Origin of the sequence: Bizionia sp., assembly GCF_048259285.1 — a bacterium.
Classification (GTDB): domain Bacteria; phylum Bacteroidota; class Bacteroidia; order Flavobacteriales; family Flavobacteriaceae; genus Algorimicrobium; species Algorimicrobium hallyeonense.
Window position 1 is genome coordinate 121649 of the sequence record NZ_JBLXHU010000003.1, and the last position, 16011, is coordinate 137659.

General features: G+C 34.2%; 17 protein-coding genes. 9 read left to right on the forward strand and 8 right to left on the reverse strand.

The features are described 5' to 3' along the window. Positions 1-16 precede the first annotated feature (16 nt). The 3 genes from ACN0QX_RS02440 to ACN0QX_RS02450 are packed head-to-tail and all read left to right on the forward strand — an operon-like array spanning position 17 to position 1375. Positions 17-529, forward strand: coding sequence for a DUF4199 domain-containing protein (locus ACN0QX_RS02440; protein ID WP_376858606.1), 513 nt, complete (start codon positions 17-19; stop codon positions 527-529). A 1-nt stretch (position 530) separates the two neighbouring features. Continuing rightward, the gene (locus ACN0QX_RS02445) at positions 531-989 is read left to right on the forward strand and encodes a DUF1801 domain-containing protein (protein ID WP_417195350.1); all 459 of its coding nucleotides are present in this window, start codon (positions 531-533) and stop codon (positions 987-989) included. Between the two features lie 2 nt (positions 990-991). After that, complete coding sequence (locus ACN0QX_RS02450) at positions 992-1375, forward strand: VOC family protein (RefSeq protein ID WP_248397348.1); 384 nt, start codon at positions 992-994, stop codon at positions 1373-1375. A gap of 36 nt (positions 1376-1411) precedes the next feature. On the opposite strand, the gene ACN0QX_RS02455 is transcribed toward ACN0QX_RS02450, so the two are convergent. The 3 genes from ACN0QX_RS02455 to ACN0QX_RS02465 are packed head-to-tail and all read right to left on the reverse strand — an operon-like array spanning position 1412 to position 4995. Continuing rightward, positions 1412-3241, reverse strand: a complete 1830-nt coding sequence (locus tag ACN0QX_RS02455; protein ID WP_376858600.1) for a GNAT family N-acyltransferase — start codon at positions 3239-3241, stop codon at positions 1412-1414. Positions 3242-3263: 22 nt separating this feature from the next. Then, a complete protein-coding gene (locus ACN0QX_RS02460; RefSeq protein WP_248397344.1) occupies positions 3264-4514 on the reverse strand; it encodes an aspartate kinase in 1251 nt (416 codons plus the stop codon). A 1-nt stretch (position 4515) separates the two neighbouring features. Continuing rightward, positions 4516-4995 (reverse strand): GNAT family N-acetyltransferase, encoded by a 480-nt coding sequence (locus ACN0QX_RS02465; RefSeq protein ID WP_248397343.1) that lies wholly within the window; start codon positions 4993-4995, stop codon positions 4516-4518. 119 nt (positions 4996-5114) lie between these two features. Between ACN0QX_RS02465 and fbp the strand changes: the two genes are divergently transcribed. Continuing rightward, positions 5115-6122: a class 1 fructose-bisphosphatase gene (gene fbp / locus ACN0QX_RS02470; RefSeq protein ID WP_248397341.1), complete on the forward strand. Its 1008-nt coding sequence runs from the start codon at positions 5115-5117 to the stop codon at positions 6120-6122. 113 nt (positions 6123-6235) lie between these two features. Here fbp and ACN0QX_RS02475 read toward each other — a convergent pair whose 3' ends face one another. Continuing rightward, a complete protein-coding gene (locus tag ACN0QX_RS02475; RefSeq protein WP_248397339.1) occupies positions 6236-6667 on the reverse strand; it encodes a TerB family tellurite resistance protein in 432 nt (143 codons plus the stop codon). A gap of 214 nt (positions 6668-6881) precedes the next feature. Between ACN0QX_RS02475 and mfd the strand changes: the two genes are divergently transcribed. Continuing rightward, the gene (gene mfd / locus ACN0QX_RS02480) at positions 6882-10223 is read left to right on the forward strand and encodes a transcription-repair coupling factor (RefSeq protein WP_417195353.1); all 3342 of its coding nucleotides are present in this window, start codon (positions 6882-6884) and stop codon (positions 10221-10223) included. A gap of 29 nt (positions 10224-10252) precedes the next feature. Further along, positions 10253-11560, forward strand: coding sequence for a TlpA family protein disulfide reductase (locus ACN0QX_RS02485; RefSeq protein WP_417195355.1), 1308 nt, complete (start codon positions 10253-10255; stop codon positions 11558-11560). 32 nt (positions 11561-11592) lie between these two features. On the opposite strand, the gene ACN0QX_RS02490 is transcribed toward ACN0QX_RS02485, so the two are convergent. The 3 genes from ACN0QX_RS02490 to ACN0QX_RS02500 are packed head-to-tail and all read right to left on the reverse strand — an operon-like array spanning position 11593 to position 13435. Further along, positions 11593-12132: a hypothetical protein gene (locus tag ACN0QX_RS02490; RefSeq protein WP_417195357.1), complete on the reverse strand. Its 540-nt coding sequence runs from the start codon at positions 12130-12132 to the stop codon at positions 11593-11595. Positions 12133-12152: 20 nt separating this feature from the next. Beyond that, positions 12153-12512 (reverse strand): YraN family protein, encoded by a 360-nt coding sequence (locus ACN0QX_RS02495; RefSeq protein ID WP_417195358.1) that lies wholly within the window; start codon positions 12510-12512, stop codon positions 12153-12155. A 59-nt stretch (positions 12513-12571) separates the two neighbouring features. Further along, positions 12572-13435 (reverse strand): winged helix-turn-helix domain-containing protein, encoded by an 864-nt coding sequence (locus tag ACN0QX_RS02500; RefSeq protein WP_417195360.1) that lies wholly within the window; start codon positions 13433-13435, stop codon positions 12572-12574. Between the two features lie 123 nt (positions 13436-13558). Here ACN0QX_RS02500 and ACN0QX_RS02505 point away from each other — a divergent pair, with 123 nt between their 5' ends. The 3 genes from ACN0QX_RS02505 to ACN0QX_RS02515 all read left to right on the forward strand — a co-directional run bounded on the left by ACN0QX_RS02505 (position 13559) and on the right by ACN0QX_RS02515 (position 14882). Then, positions 13559-14149 carry a hypothetical protein gene (locus tag ACN0QX_RS02505; RefSeq protein WP_417195362.1) on the forward strand — a complete coding sequence of 197 codons (591 nt, stop codon included), beginning with the start codon at positions 13559-13561 and terminating at the stop codon, positions 14147-14149. 80 nt (positions 14150-14229) lie between these two features. Continuing rightward, positions 14230-14532 carry a hypothetical protein gene (locus ACN0QX_RS02510; protein WP_376858583.1) on the forward strand — a complete coding sequence of 101 codons (303 nt, stop codon included), beginning with the start codon at positions 14230-14232 and terminating at the stop codon, positions 14530-14532. Continuing rightward, positions 14529-14882 carry a hypothetical protein gene (locus ACN0QX_RS02515; RefSeq protein WP_376858581.1) on the forward strand — a complete coding sequence of 118 codons (354 nt, stop codon included), beginning with the start codon at positions 14529-14531 and terminating at the stop codon, positions 14880-14882. Before ACN0QX_RS02510 ends, ACN0QX_RS02515 begins: the two co-directional genes overlap by 4 nt. Here ACN0QX_RS02515 and ACN0QX_RS02520 read toward each other — a convergent pair. Continuing rightward, positions 14874-15890, reverse strand: coding sequence for a S66 peptidase family protein (locus tag ACN0QX_RS02520; protein WP_248397323.1), 1017 nt, complete (start codon positions 15888-15890; stop codon positions 14874-14876). The two genes, ACN0QX_RS02515 and ACN0QX_RS02520, sit on opposite strands and share 9 nt — an antisense overlap. Positions 15891-16011 lie beyond the last annotated feature (121 nt).

Consider the following 16011-nt stretch of genomic DNA (forward strand, 5'->3'; position numbering starts at 1 on the left):
TGATAAACTATTAAAAATGAAATCCACGGTAAAAAAATTTGGTATCTACAGCAGTACCTTGTTAATAATACTCTTTAGCTTTTCTTTTCTTATTGAAGATTACATGAACTACACAATTAGTGAAGTTTTTGGATACGTTAGCATTATTTTAGCATTATCCGTTATTTATTTTGGAATAAAAAGTTATCGTGACACCATAAATAATAAAACTCTTAAGTTTTCGAAAGGGTTAAAAATTGGTCTGCTTATTTCCGTTTTCACCGCGTTAACATTCGGACTCATTAATGTGGTTTACACCTCATTTATTAATCCAGATTTCACAACAGAATATTATAATCATTCTATTGAAACCTTCCGAGAAACATTATCTGATGCTGATTTTCAAGCAAAATTAATTGAACTAGAATCGCAACGCGAAATTTTCGGGAATCCTTTTTTCAACTTTTTTCTTATGGCATTGACGGTTTTTGTTATTGGATTTATAATATCCGTAATTTCAAGTTTAATACTACAACGTAAAAGCAAATAGAATGCAATACAAAGCAACATCGGCTGAAGATTATATTAATCAAACGCCTAAAGAACGCCAAGAAACACTAAAAAAACTTCGTAAAACTATAAAGGATAATTTACCCAAAGACTTTCAAGAAGGTATTCAATATGGTATGATTGGTTATTTTGTACCACATAGCATTTACCCGGGCGGTTACCATTGCAATCCAAAAGAACCCTTACCATTTATGAGTTTTGCGTCACAGAAAAACTCAATTAATTTATATCATAGCGGTATCTATGCGGTTCCAGAAATTCACGACTGGTTTGTTTCCGAATATCCAAAACATTGTAAACGAAAACTGGATATGGGCAAAAGCTGTATCCGATTTAAAAAGATAGATGAGATTCCTTTAGAGCTTATTGCGGAACTTTGTAAAAAACTCACCGTAAAAGAGTGGATTTCTATTTATGAAACAAACATTAAAAAAGCATAATTATGAAAAAACGCGTTACAGGAATTGGTGGTATTTTCTTTAAAGTAAAAGACCCTAAAGCGTCCAAAGAGTGGTATAAAACCCATTTAGGTTTTAATACAGACGATTATGGCAGCACCTTTAAATGGAAAGATCATGAGGGTAATGATTGCACCACACAATGGAGTCCATTTCCCGAAGACACAACATATTATGAGCCTTCTAAAAAAAACTTCATGTTTAACTATCGTGTTGAAAATTTAGTTGAACTTTTAAAGACCTTAAAGGAAGAAGGTGTAACCATTGTAGGTGACATGGAAGAATATGAATACGGTAAATTTGGTTGGATTTTAGACAATGACGGAAACAAAATAGAACTCTGGGAACCCATAGACAGCGCATTATAAATAAACTAGCCAAGGTTTTAGATTATTAAAGCAATATTAATCGTCCGTTTGTTCAGACAATTTACGTTCCAATTCAGCCTGAAACTCTTCCATTACTGGCTTTACTGTGCTTTCGGGTAAATCGGCAATTTTAATATACATTAGTCCATCAACGGAATTATTAAATAAGGGATCCACATTAAATGCCACTAATCTGGCGTTTTGTTTTATATATTTTTTCAATAATACCGGTAAACGTAAAGCACCTGGTTCTACTTCATCAATAATTTTATCAAATTTATTCAAATCGGCTTCCGCTTCATCAAACACAAAATCCTTATCAGCATCTTTCAGCTTAACTTTAAACTCTTTTTTAGGGTGTACATATTGCGCCACATAGGGATCGTAATAATGAGATTTCATAAACTCAATCATCAACGATTTAGAAAAATTAGTAAACTGATTGCTAATACTTACACCGCCAATTAAATATTTATGCTCGGGGTAACGCAACGTAGTATGTACAATACCTTTCCATAGTAAAAATAAAGGCATCGGTTTTTGCTGATAACTTTTTATAATAAACGCACGACCCATTTCAATGGATTGGCTCATCATTTTATGTAATTCTGGCTCAAAACGGAACAAATCTTGCAAATAAAAACCATTAATTCCAAACTTTTTAAAAATCTGGGAGCCTAAACCCATTCTATAAGCACCCACAAGAATATTGGCTTCAGAATCCCAAAGAAACATATGGTGGTAATAGGTGTCAAAGGCATCTAAGTCAATTGCCTCATTGGTTCCTTCCCCAACTTCACGAAAGGTTATTTCGCGCAAACGACCAATTTCTTGTAAAATATTTGGAACTTTATTGGCTGGCGCAAGAAACACCTCGTAGTTTTTACTTTGAAGTAACCGGAAATCGTCTTCACGAAGCGCGTCTACTTCTTCGGTCATTAACTTTTTATCAACCTGACCAACAATACGTTTTGGTGGTTTTGGTAATTTCAGTTTATTTGGAAAATTGCTTAATAAATTATCCTTTTCATCAAAAGAATTGGATAACATATAGGTTTTTCGTCTTAAAAATTCTGAAAAACCCTCTAAAGTTGAATGTTCATTTTGATCAGCAACGGAAATAGGCCTACCAATTCTAACTCGAATGGTGCGACGTTTTTGTGTTAATAATTCCGAAGGCAATTTAGCGGTTCTAAACGTATCGCTAATTTTAGATAATTTATAAAATAGCGAGCTGTTTTTGGCATGAAAATAAATAGGAACAACCGGTACATTGGCTTTTTGAATAAGCTTAATTGCTGCGGGTTCCCAAGGTTTATCTACCACTAACTTGCCATCACGGTAGGTGGAAACTTCGCCGGCTGGAAATACGCCTAAGGCATGACCATCCCGTAAATGAAGAATGGCATTTTTAAATCCTGCAATGCTAGATTGTGCATCTTTTTTATCCTCGAAAGGATTTACAGGCATAATGTATGGTTTTAAAGGCTCAATTCTATTCAACAAAAAATTAGCAATTATTTTAAAGTCTTTACGCTGTTCTAACATTAACTTTAAAAGTAGAATACCATCAATGCCACCTAAAGGGTGATTGGAAACGGTAATAAAAGAACCTTCTTTTGGAAGTCGTTTTAAATCTTCTTCAGGTATTTCAAATTTTATTTGAAACTCATCCAGAATAGCATCCAAAAATTCTAAATCAGACAAATGTTTATTGCGATTGTAGATTTCGTTAAGCGTTGAAATTTTTAGTAATTTCATTAAACCCCAACCTGCTAACGTACCAATTACGCCATACTTATCAAGTTGTATAGCTTTTGAAACTTCCTTTGCGTTTACTAATCCTTTATCTGATTGTTTACTCATTTAAACAAATGTAATTAAAAAATTATTTGGTTATCATTTGCATGGTTTCCTGTGCTAATTGCTTCATTAAAACAGTTTTACCTTCTTCCAACTGCGCCACTACATCTAAATTATAATGCCTGATAGTGTATAAAGATACATTTTCATGGCAAGTTACCTTAAATTTTGCTTTTAAATGTTGTAGTAATTTTTCAAGATTCTGATAAATATCATCCACACATACCGAAAAACTAATAGCAGAGTTTTGAATAACGTCCACCTTCATTTTATACAAATGCAATAAATTAAAAATATCACTAATGTTTTCTTCAACTATGTAGGAGAAATCTAATGATGACAATGAAATTAAAATCTGATTGCGTTTTAAAATAAAACATGGAATTTCAGGTTCAATTCCTTTACCTCTTCCCACACAGGTTCCCGCATTTTTAGGATGCAAAAACGACTTTACAAACAACGGGATTTCCTTGCGCTGTAATGGCTGAAGAGTTTTTGGGTGAATTACTGATGCCCCATAAAAAGCCAACTCAATAGCCTCACGATAGGATATAGAATTTAGTAATTGGGCGTTTTCAAAATACCGTGGATCCGCATTTAAAACACCGGGAACATCCTTCCATATGGTCACACTTTGGGCATTTAAACAATACGCAAAAATAGCTGCTGTATAATCACTTCCTTCACGACCCAAGGTGGTGGTAAAATTATTAGCATCACTACCTAAAAAGCCTTGGGTAATGTTCAGTTTATTTTTATTAAAATGCGTGGTGATTTGGGTTTGTGTGTCCAACCAGTTCACATTGGCGCGTCTGTAATAGCTATCCGTTTTTAAAAACTCACGAACATCCAACCAATTGTTTTCAAGTCCTACATCATTTAGGTAAGCACTAATAATGGCAGTCGAAGCTAACTCACCATAACCGATAGCCTGATCGTAAACAAAATTATAATCTGGCGATTTATTCCGATCGAAAAATACAGCTAATTCATCAAAAAGTTTAGAGATTTTTTTAAAAATAGCATGGTTTTCATTTTCAAATAAATCGAGTAAAATAGCATTATGAAATTTTCTAACCTCTTGCAGTGAGCTCTGTAATTCCGCTTTATTGTCAAAATAATTGCCAATTACACCTTCCATGGCATTCGTTATTTTACCCATAGCAGAAACGACAATCAAGGTGTTATCATGCCCAGCTTCACGCAAAACGGTAACTAAATTTCTTACCCCTTGTGCATCTTTTACCGATGCGCCACCAAATTTAAATACTTGCATGTTAAATGTTTGAAATATATTTTTTTATTGCGGCTTCATTAAGTTGAACCACATCCCAATCGCGCATAACGTTAGCTCCTTTTTGTTCATAAAATGCTATAGCAGGTTCATTCCAATCTAGGACTTCCCAACAAATTCGCTTTACACCTAATTTATAACCATATTTAACAACTTCATCCAATAAAATAGTACCAATTCCATGGCCACGCATTTCTTGACTAACCACTAAATCTTCTAAATGTAAAACGGAACCTTTCCAAGTTGAGAAACGCATATAAACTAACGCAATGCCTATAATATTATTTTGGCTTTCGGCTACAAAACAATGAAAAACGGGGTTTTCACCAAAACCTCCAAGTTCTAAATCGGTAACTGTAATTTCAACGGCATCGGGTTCTTTTTCATAAACGGCTAATTCGTTTATCAATTTTAAAACCGATTCCATATCTGCTTTTTTAGCGTCTCTTACTACAATATCCATAAGCCTAATTTTGGCGTAAATATAGTTTAAACTTGGGTATTTAGCCACATTAAAACCTATTGAAAAGGTTGTAGTTTCCTAAAAAATACGATATTTGCATAAACCATACATACACTTTTATGTCTAGAAAAAATCAAACACTCGGTGAATTTATTATTGAGAATCAATCGTCTTTCAAATACACATCTGGCGAGTTATCAAGACTTATAAATTCCATTCGTTTAGCCGCTAAAGTGGTAAATCACGAAGTGAATAAAGCCGGTTTGGTTGATATAATTGGCGCTGTTGGAGAAACCAATATTCAAGGTGAAGACCAACAAAAGCTAGACGTTTATGCCAATGAAAAATTCATTCAAACACTAACTAATAGAAATATTGTTTGTGGAATTGCTAGTGAAGAAGAGGACGATTTTATATCCATTAACAGCCAAGATGAAAACAACAACAATAAGTATGTTGTTTTAATTGATCCGTTGGACGGCTCGTCCAATATTGACGTGAATGTTTCGGTTGGAACTATTTTTTCTGTTTACAGACGTGTAACACCGGTTGGAACACCCGTTCAATTAGAAGATTTTTTACAAAAAGGCAGCCAGCAAGTCGCGGCTGGATACGTCGTTTACGGCACATCCACCATGTTGGTTTACACGACAGGTGCTGGTGTAAATGGGTTTACATTAAATCCTGCTATTGGTACTTTTTACTTATCGCATCCTAATATGACATTTTCTGAAGACGGTAAAATTTATTCCGTAAACGAAGGGAATTACATTCACTTTCCACAAGGCATTAAAAACTACATTAAATATTGCCAAATGGAAGAAGGAGACAGACCTTACACGTCCCGATACATTGGCTCGTTAGTTTCTGACTTTCATAGAAATATGATAAAAGGCGGTATTTATTTATATCCAAAAAGTTCTAAAACCTCAAACGGAAAATTACGTTTATTGTATGAATGTAATCCTATGGCTCTATTGGCAGAACAAGCCAAAGGTAAAGCCAGCGATGGCTTTAACCGTATTTTAGATATTGAACCAACGGAACTTCACCAACGTGTTCCTTTTATTTGTGGCAGCAAAAATATGGTAGAAAAAGCAGAGGAATTTATGCGTTTAGCTGAATAAAACATGCTCATTTAAAGCTAAATAGATTGGTGAAATTAACAATTTACAGAATAAACAAAAAATAAAAAAAGCCACTTAAAAAGTGGCTTTTTTATTCTATTTCAATTCAAATCTTAACGATTCATATTTTTCATTTCTTCGATAAACGTATCTAAATCTACACCATTATCCACAAGGGTTAAGGCTTTGTCTACAACGTATTTAACGTTTTCAGATGAAAACCCAAGACCAATGGCTATTTTACGCATAACAATTTCTTCATGATCCCCTTTAATGTGATCTACATAAACCATACGTGCCAAATCAAACAAACGCTCTAAACGTCTATCGTAGGATGTTGGTGGATTAATAGGATGCGATTGATAATCTTTCAAAATCGTTTCGTAATCGCTTTCACTTATATCTAAGTTTCTTGCCAAACGGTCCAAAAAAGCTTTCTCTTCATCGGTAATAATACCATCATCCATGGCAACTCTTACAATGGATGCAAAATGATCTTCGTTACGTTTTTTAAATCCGCTATCGAATAAATCTGAAAATGACATATCTTTCTATTTTTAATCCCAACATTTAGGGACTGCAAATATAAATAAAGTTAGCACTCTTTAAAATATTAATTTCGCTTTTTTAAACGGGCAATTATGACTATTAAAACTTTGATAAAACACCAAATTATCAAACAAAAAACAGGTTAACATCCACAGAAAAAAGAAAGTTTAAAGTCTGTAATTAGTATATTTGCACAAAATAAAATTGCTTTTGAGTAAATCCATCCTCTCGCAAACATACGCACAGGCTTTGCAAACGCAAAATCTGCAAACTGCTATTGCCCAAACTGAAAATCGCACACATGTAAAAGGCCTTGTTGGCTCGGCATTTTCTCTCGTTATTAGTGAAGCTTTTAAACAAGCGGACAAACCGTTCTTACTCGTTTTTAACGATAAAGAAGAAGCGGCTTTTCACCTCAACGATTTGGAAGCCATGTTGAATGATAAAGATGTACTTTTTTATCCAGGTAGCTACAGAAGACCGTATCAAATTGAAGAAACGGATAATGCCAATGTTTTATTACGTTCTGAAGTTTTAAACCGCATCAACTCCCAGAAAAAACCAGCCATTATAATCACTTATCCAGATGCGCTTTTTGAAAAAGTAGTAACGCGTAGAGAGTTGGACAAAAACACGTTGAAAATTTCGGTTAATGACAATTTATCCATTGATTTTGTTAACGAAGTCCTTTTCGAATACAAATTTAAACGTGTTGATTTTGTTACCGAACCTGGGGAATTTTCAGTGCGTGGTGGTATTGTAGATGTGTTTTCATTTTCCCATGACGAACCCTACCGAATTGAATTTTTTGGTGATGATGTTGATAGTATCCGAACCTTTGATGTGGAAACACAATTGTCCACAGATCAGATTAAAAAAATAAGCATCATTCCAAACGTTGCAAATAAATTTCTTGACGAAAGCAGACAAAGTTTCTTAAAATACATTGCCCAGAAAACCGTTGTTTTTACAAAAAATGCCGATCTGGTTTTCGATAGAATTGACGATTTTTATAGCAAAGCCGAAGAGGCTTTTAAAAATCTAACGTCAGAACTCAAACATGCTGAACCCGAAACCTTGTTTTGTAATGCAACCGAATTAAAAAAGCAATTACTGGATTTCAATTTAGTAGAATTTGGTAGCAAAGCCGTTTTTGCTTCACAAGACAATATAATTACATTCAACACCACACCACAACCGGCTTTCAATAAGCAATTCAACTTATTGATAGACGATTTAAACTTGCATCATGACAAAGGCTACACCAATTACATTGCCTGTGTTAGTGAACAGCAAGCCAAACGGTTTCATGATATTTTTGATGATGCGGAACAAACCGTTCATTATAAAACCATCGTCCTGTCTTTATACCAAGGATTTGTAGATCATGATAATAAAATTACCTGTTATACGGATCACCAAATATTTGAGCGCTATCATAAATTCCATTTAAAGAATGGCTATGCTAAAAAGCAGGCTATAACTTTAAAAGAACTAACTAATTTAGATATTGGCGATTATGTAACGCATATTGATCATGGAATTGGTCGCTTTGGAGGTCTTCAAAAAATAGATGTTGAAGGCAATAAGCAAGAAGCCATTAAACTAATTTATGGCGAACGTGATGTGCTGTATTTAAGCATTCACTCGTTACATAAAATCACCAAATTTAATGGTAAAGATGGTAAGCCGCCAAAAGTTTACAAATTAGGAAGTAAAGCCTGGAAAACGCTTAAAGCAAAAACGAAGTCGCGCGTTAAGGAAATTGCGTTTAATTTAATTCAAGTTTATGCCAAACGAAAATTAGAAAAGGGCTATCAATATCAACCAGACAGCCATATGCAACATGAGCTAGAAGCCTCTTTTATTTATGAAGATACACCAGACCAAAGTACCGCAACGGCCGATGTAAAAGCAGATATGGAAAGTGAACGTCCTATGGACAGACTGGTTTGTGGTGATGTGGGTTTTGGTAAAACGGAAGTCGCTATTCGTGCTGCTTTTAAAGCCGTTGATAATGGAAAGCAGGTTGCCGTTTTAGTGCCCACAACTATTTTGGCTTATCAACATTCCCGTACATTTAGAGAGCGTTTAAAGGATTTCCCAGTTACGGTAGATTATCTAAATCGTTTTAGAACGGCTAAAGAAAAACGTGAAACACTAGCTAATCTAGAATCTGGAGCTGTAGATATTATTATTGGCACACACCAATTGGTGAATAAAAATGTCAAGTTTAAAGATTTAGGTTTGCTAATTGTAGATGAAGAGCAGAAATTTGGCGTTGCCGTAAAAGAAAAATTAAAAACCTTAAAAGACAATGTAGATGTCCTGACCTTAACGGCAACACCAATTCCAAGAACCTTGCAATTTAGCTTGATGGCTGCTCGCGACTTATCAGTTATTACAACGCCTCCACCTAATAGATACCCAATAGAAAGTCATGTCATTCGATTTACCGAGGAGAGCATTCGCGATGCCGTAACCTATGAAATTCAACGTGGAGGACAGATATTTTTCATCCACAACCGCATTGAAAACATCAAGGAAGTAGCAGGTATGATTCAACGACTAGTTCCTGACGCTAAAATTGGCATTGGTCACGGCCAAATGGAAGGGAAAAAACTAGAGCAATTGATGTTAGCTTTTATTAATGGTGAATTTGATGTATTAGTTAGTACCACCATTGTGGAAAGCGGTTTAGATGTTCCGAATGCCAACACTATTTTTATTAATAACGCGAATAATTTTGGCTTAAGTGATTTGCACCAAATGCGCGGACGCGTAGGGCGAAGCAATAAAAAAGCTTTTTGTTATTTCATTACACCAGAATATTCGGCTATGACCGAAGATGCTAGAAAGCGGATTACAGCTTTGGAGCAATTTAGCGAATTAGGCAGCGGTTTTAATATTGCCATGAAAGATTTAGAAATTCGTGGTGCTGGCGATTTATTAGGTGGTGAGCAAAGTGGTTTTATAAACGAAATTGGTTTTGATACCTATCAAAAAATTCTAAATGAAGCCATTGACGAACTGAAAGAAACCGAATTTGCAGATTTATATGAAGATGATGGTAAAGAAAAAGAATACGTTAAAGACATCACGATAGACAGTGATTTTGAATTACTATTTCCAGATGATTATGTGAATAATATTGCCGAACGTTTAACGCTGTACACCAAATTAAATGAGGTTAAAACAGAAGATGAACTTCTAAAACTAGAAAGCGACATACGCGATCGTTTTGGGGAACTACCAACCCAAGTAGAGGATTTAATGAATAGTGTTCGGATAAAATGGGTAGCAACTAAAATAGGCCTTGAAAAAGTAGTGATGAAACAAAATAAACTGATTGGGTATTTTATTACCGATCAGAAAAGTGGTTTTTATCAAAGTCCCAATTTTACACGTGTATTACAATTTGTACAATCACATCCGCAAGCTTGTAAAATGAAAGAAAAGCAAACTAGAAATGGCTTGCGACTATTATTAACCTTTGAAAACATTAAAAGTGTAGACAAAGCTTTACAGGTTTTAAAACCTATTGTGGCATAAGCTTTGTTAATTTAAATGAAACTCAAATCATGAAAAACCATCTTTTCCTTCTGTGTCTGTTTGTATCTTTTACAACGTTTGCGCAACATCATATTCAAGGTCAATTTTCGCCAGCCGAATCCTTCAATTTTGCTTTACTTTATCATGTAACACCTACTGGAACAAACTATGTAGAACAGGCAAAAACCGATACTGACGGGTATTGGTCTATAGAATTGCAGGCAGGTTCTAAAATCGGAATTTATAAAATAGTGTATGCAACTCCTGTTGAAGACAATAATTTTGATGTTTTTTACAACGGTAAAGAATCTATTTCTTTGCTATTCGATATAGAAACAGGATTGCATTTTACAGCTTCCGAAGAAAATAAATTATGGCACACTTATACGGATAGTATTTTAAAAATAAACAGTGCGATTGGCAGATATTATATGTCGCAAAAAACAGATTCATCTGAAATAACAGCCATTTTCAAAAACCTAAAGAGCACACAAGATTTTTACGAAAAAGCATCGACTAATATGATGATTTCGCCTTTTGTAAAATCGAATAAAACCTATATTCCTAGCGCTTATGAAGATGTAAGCACCTATTCATTAAACTTAAAAAAGCATTATTTTGATTATATGGATTTCAGTAATCCTTTGTTGCAAAGTTCTGATTTTTTAAATGAACGTGTTACGGCCTATGTGTTTGCTATGCCGGAAGATGCTAACTATTACAAAATGGCTGTGGACGATGTGGTAAAAGCAACAAACGATACCGACGAAGCCAAAATTATGGTTTTGGAAAATCTGTGGAAAATCATGATAGATAAACAGCAACCCGACGTGGCAAATTACATTAGCGACACCTATTTATTACCCCTTGCTAAAACCTTTAACAGAACCTATTTACTGGAAACGTTGGAAGATTATAATAAATCTGCTATCGGTAAAAAGGCTATGGATTTCAATTTTACATATTTAGAAAATAGCAAGGCTATAAAAACCAATTTACACCGTTTTAATCCAACAAAAAGTACGCTTCTAATTTTCTGGAGTAGTGGCTGTGGTCATTGTTTAGAAGAATTACCAAAAGTAAAAACTCTTATGGCGCAACATCCCGAAATTACCGTTTTAGCGTATGCTTTGGAAGATGGCGTTAGAAACTGGAATCAAACTATTGAGCATTTTCCAAGTTTTATTCATACTTACGATTTAAAAAAATGGGATAGCCCATTAATTAAGGCCTACGGCATTTCTGCTACGCCATCCTATTTCGTTTTAGATAGCGATAAGGTTATTTTAGCAAAGCCAGAACATGTTGAAGATTTGGAAACTTATTTTAATGAGTAAAACAGTTTATAATAGCGCTTGTTTATATTTTTTTATTGAATCATCGGCTTTATAATACTAATTTTTTTCCTTCCTATTAAACCTTTGGTCACGCCAAAATCTATGAGTAATGAAATAGGAAACAGTATCATTCCAATACAACCATAATTATAATCTGTCAATATTACTAAACCAGCATCTGGATTGATGCCTTCTTTGGTAACTGACTTAAAGATTTTACCAAATAAGAAATAATCAGTACTTGTCCATCCTTTTTTTAAAGGCGTTTCAAGAACAAGATTTACGTGTTCAATATTTTTTTGATTAAACTCACCATTTTTTGGTCCATTTCCGCCTAATAATTCTCCTGACCAGCCTCTGACTTTAGTATTATAAAATTGAATATCATCAATTGTTAACCAATCTTTATCTGGCCAAATAAAACAAATCTCCGTTTCACTTCCTTTTGCAATAATCGAATATGTCCCATTTGACAATACATCTGTTGCATCATTAATTGTATAAATTGTTCGGTCAGAAAATTTCATTTCTAAATAGTCCTTCCAATTTTTAATTTCAATATCACTTTTCATTAAATGCTTGTTAAAAATATTTAAAAATGATAAAACGCATTTTCATAATGCGTAATGGTTTCCGTGGTTTTATTTTTCAGAACAGCTATAATATCAAACCGACTATCTAAATCAATATCATTTTCGGTTACATAAGCATCCATAGCTTTTACAAGTAATTTAACTTTTCCAGGTGTAACAAATTCTTGTGGATCGCCAAAAAAATCAGAGTTACGGGCTTTCACTTCTACGCAAATCATCTGATTATTATGTTTGGCAATAATATCTATTTCGGCTTTTTGAAATCGGTAGTTTCGCTCTAGAATAACATAGCCTTTAGCTTGCAAATATTCTGCCGCTAGTTGTTCTCCTAATTCACCTAATTCGTTATGATGTGCCATGACTACTTCCCATATAAACCCCTATTAGTTACAAGATAGTGAATTAGTAGAAATTAAATCTATGTAAGTTCAAGCTTATAACCTACGCCATGTATGTTGGTGATTTTAATGGAGGTGTCATCTTGGAGTTTCTTACGTAACTTCGAGATATACGTATCCAAACTTCTGCCAACAAAAACACCATGATCTTCCCACACTTTTTTAGTGAGTTCATCGCGTTTTATGATTTGATTTGGGTTGGCTGCAAATATTTCTAATAGCTCACATTCCTTTTTAGAAAGACTGATTTCTTCAGCATGTTTGACCAGTTTGTTCTGTTCCGGATAAAAGTGAAAACTGCCAATTTCTGAATAACTCCCAACTTCTTTAGTGCTTAAAACAACTTCTTTGCGTTTATAAAAACCAAAAAACAATAAGCCAAAACCACTTAATAACAAGCTATAAAGCCCAGCTTTTTTAAAGGATGCATGCGGTTTTAAATCCGTAAATACCACCTCGATGGCGTAGCAACTTTCCGGTAAATATCTGCCACTACAAGGTACAATGCTATTTTCTACATTATTTAAAATTTGAAAACTATAAGCCACTTCTTGAGCTTCGCAAGCAATAGTTTCAACTATATAATTATTTGGAAGTGCTGACTTATGAAATGAGGCGTCAATTATGGACACTAACTGACTAGGCTCGAAAGATAAGGGCTTTTCAAAAGTTAATTGGAAAGTATTATTTTTAAGCGCTTTTACAGGTAAAACCAAGGATGTAGAATCTTGGTTTATAAGCAATAATTGGTTGCCAACTTCACGTAATGACACTTTAACGCGTTCAGAAAATAAGGTCGAATCATCTTTGGTAGTGAGTAGTAATACAATTGATAATAAGACAATTAGTAAGCCACTAATTTTAAAAATAAATCTTTTTGCCATAACAGGTGTAAATAACTAACATTTTGAGGACTTTTTACAACTGTTCACACTTCTTTTACATTTTTTTGACACTTTTTACACGTGTTTCAGGGAGTTTTACTAAACAATCAAAACGAATCAATTATGTATAAATCAATTATTTACAGTCTTATTTTTTTAGGCACAACTTGTGGTCAAACAAAAATTACAGAAACGGAAACCGTTCAAAATCTAGCACTAAAAACTAAAACTGAAACGTCAAATTATATGGAGTTTAACGGTAACCCCCTGTTTATTTCCGATACTTATGATATAGAATTATCAATTGAAAAAATCGGAAATAACGGCTATCAGTTAGTAACCGAAATCATATTAAAAAATGATTCTTATTTTGTGTCTCCACATTCAAAGGTTGCCTACAAAGGCCGGTTTAGTTCTGGTTTACAGAAAAACGCGAACCTAGAAATGACAAATAATATTATAGAAATACCGCGTTCTGTTGAAGAAATAGATCCGCATCCCTTTGTAAACGGCCCGGTGAATTGGGTACGGGAAAACACCACCTATACCCAACCTTTAAAACTTAATACAAATTCAGATTTTGAGGTTTCTGGTTTAATAAAATTCACCATTGAACCACGCTGCTCACTAGAAAAAATAGGTTATACAATACGTTATAAATCGGGAAATATGACTGTGCAAATTTTACAAGGCTGTCAGATTATTGAGCTATAATGCTAGTTAAAACATAAGCATTTAGAAATTTAATATTGCTAGATTAAGTCGTACCTTTGTGTTTACTTTAAAAACGCGGTATGGCAAGTCAAATAAAATGTCCGAATTGTGGAGTTTACAATACAAATCAAGATTATTGTACAAACTGCGGCACGTTATTATCCTACCAGAAGCGACGAGAATTAGCGTTTGCGCAAGATGAAAAAGACCGTAAAGAACGTGAGCGCATCCAAAAGGAAGAATCGCCTTCCTTCTACGAAAAAAATAAAGATCACCGCTTTTTAGTGGTTCGTATATTTGCTAAAGTTACACACTCCATCTACGTGGCATTTATGGCTATTGGCATGTTCATTGCCTGGTTGATATCTTCCATTGTAGCATGAAAATTTTAAAACACCCATTCTTTTTTATCAGTGCCTTAATTGCAACGTTAATTTATTTAGCTCAAAGGTTTCAGGTTTCACTTCCAGATTGGATTAATTTTTACGTGAATGATTTTTTATGCATGCCTATCGTTTTAAGTTTGTGCTTGGCCGTAATTAGGCACCTGAAACAAACCGATAATCTCTACGTTCCGTTGTTGGCTGTTTTGGGATTAACAACCTATTTTGCTTTATATTTTGAATGGTTTATGCCACAAATCAGCACACGATACACAGCGGATATAATAGATGTTGGTTTATATTATTTAGGAGCCATGTTGTTTTTCAAAGTTCAGAAACGCTTATTTTGAAAATTGTACTGTAGATTGATCTTTACCAACCACCAATTCCACGTCTTGCCCTAAAATCATGGCGCGATTATCATCTTCATGACCAGCAGGCATATTAAAGGCAATTGGAAAATCATAGTCTGATAAAGCATCTAAAATTAATTGTTCAATAGAACTTCCCCAAGCCGTTGTGTTTTTTCGCATTTTAGTCATATCACCAACTAAAACGCCCGCGCAATTATTAAAATAACCAGCGCGCTTTAAACTTTGTAACATACGATCTACATGGTATTTGTATTCGCCAATTTCTTCAATAAACAAAATTTTACCCGATGTATCTATACTACTTTTAGAGCCTAACATGGTATGAAGCATGGTTAAATTACCACCAACAATAGGTGCATTTACAACGCCCACTTTATTATATTTAGAACCCCTTAAAGTATAAGCAATGGGCTCGCCAAACAGTGCTTTTTTAAAAGTAGCAATCGTCTGGTCTAAACCGGTTTCATCAGCTGTTAAACTGGTGCACATCATGGCATGAATGGTTTCAAAACCTTCATTATGAAAATCGTTATGTAAGGCTGTAATATCACTATAACCTATTAACCATTTTGGATTTTTTTTAAGTTGTGTATAATCTAATTTATCTAAAATCCTTACGGTTCCATAACCACCTCTTGCAGCCCAAATAGCACTAACCGTAGGATTATCCATCGCTTTTTGAAAATCTTCACAACGTTCCAAATCTGTACCTGCAAAATGATTGTCTTGACTAAAAACATGCTTACCAACCAAAGCATGCAATCCCCAACTTTCTAATAATTTTACAGCGCGTTGGACTTCGGCTTGACGGTTTTTTAGAATTCCCGAGGGTGCTACAATAGCAACCGTATCACCTGCTTTTAAATATGGTGGTTGTATCAATTTTTGCAATTTTTGAGTTGATGATTCTACCTGTTTTGCCGTATCTGTTCCAAAGAACAAAACCGAACAAAATAGCACAATTAATAATGAGATTTTTGACATAGTGTAAATGTACATTTTTTTTCACATGTTATAAATTTTAACAACCATAAATGAGAAACAAGTTATCTTAAAAAAGCCATCTAAAATTTATAATTTCACACGTTTAAATAGACCTTAAAAT

Bases quoted from the DNA above. Each gene is read 5' to 3' on its own strand.
- ACN0QX_RS02440 (WP_376858606.1), top strand. From the start codon at position 17: ATGAAATCCACGGTAAAAAAATTTGGTATCTACAGCAGTACCTTGTTA.
- ACN0QX_RS02445 (WP_417195350.1), top strand. From the start codon at position 531: ATGCAATACAAAGCAACATCGGCTGAAGATTATATTAATCAAACGCCT.
- ACN0QX_RS02450 (WP_248397348.1), top strand. From the start codon at position 992: ATGAAAAAACGCGTTACAGGAATTGGTGGTATTTTCTTTAAAGTAAAA.
- ACN0QX_RS02455 (WP_376858600.1), bottom strand. From the start codon at position 3,241: ATGAGTAAACAATCAGATAAAGGATTAGTAAACGCAAAGGAAGTTTCA.
- ACN0QX_RS02460 (WP_248397344.1), bottom strand. From the start codon at position 4,514: ATGCAAGTATTTAAATTTGGTGGCGCATCGGTAAAAGATGCACAAGGG.
- ACN0QX_RS02465 (WP_248397343.1), bottom strand. From the start codon at position 4,995: ATGGATATTGTAGTAAGAGACGCTAAAAAAGCAGATATGGAATCGGTT.
- fbp (WP_248397341.1), top strand. From the start codon at position 5,115: ATGTCTAGAAAAAATCAAACACTCGGTGAATTTATTATTGAGAATCAA.
- ACN0QX_RS02475 (WP_248397339.1), bottom strand. From the start codon at position 6,667: ATGTCATTTTCAGATTTATTCGATAGCGGATTTAAAAAACGTAACGAA.
- ACN0QX_RS02485 (WP_417195355.1), top strand. From the start codon at position 10,253: ATGAAAAACCATCTTTTCCTTCTGTGTCTGTTTGTATCTTTTACAACG.
- ACN0QX_RS02490 (WP_417195357.1), bottom strand. From the start codon at position 12,132: ATGAAAAGTGATATTGAAATTAAAAATTGGAAGGACTATTTAGAAATG.
- ACN0QX_RS02495 (WP_417195358.1), bottom strand. From the start codon at position 12,512: ATGGCACATCATAACGAATTAGGTGAATTAGGAGAACAACTAGCGGCA.
- ACN0QX_RS02500 (WP_417195360.1), bottom strand. From the start codon at position 13,435: ATGGCAAAAAGATTTATTTTTAAAATTAGTGGCTTACTAATTGTCTTA.
- ACN0QX_RS02505 (WP_417195362.1), top strand. From the start codon at position 13,559: ATGTATAAATCAATTATTTACAGTCTTATTTTTTTAGGCACAACTTGT.
- ACN0QX_RS02510 (WP_376858583.1), top strand. From the start codon at position 14,230: ATGGCAAGTCAAATAAAATGTCCGAATTGTGGAGTTTACAATACAAAT.
- ACN0QX_RS02515 (WP_376858581.1), top strand. From the start codon at position 14,529: ATGAAAATTTTAAAACACCCATTCTTTTTTATCAGTGCCTTAATTGCA.
- ACN0QX_RS02520 (WP_248397323.1), bottom strand. From the start codon at position 15,890: ATGTCAAAAATCTCATTATTAATTGTGCTATTTTGTTCGGTTTTGTTC.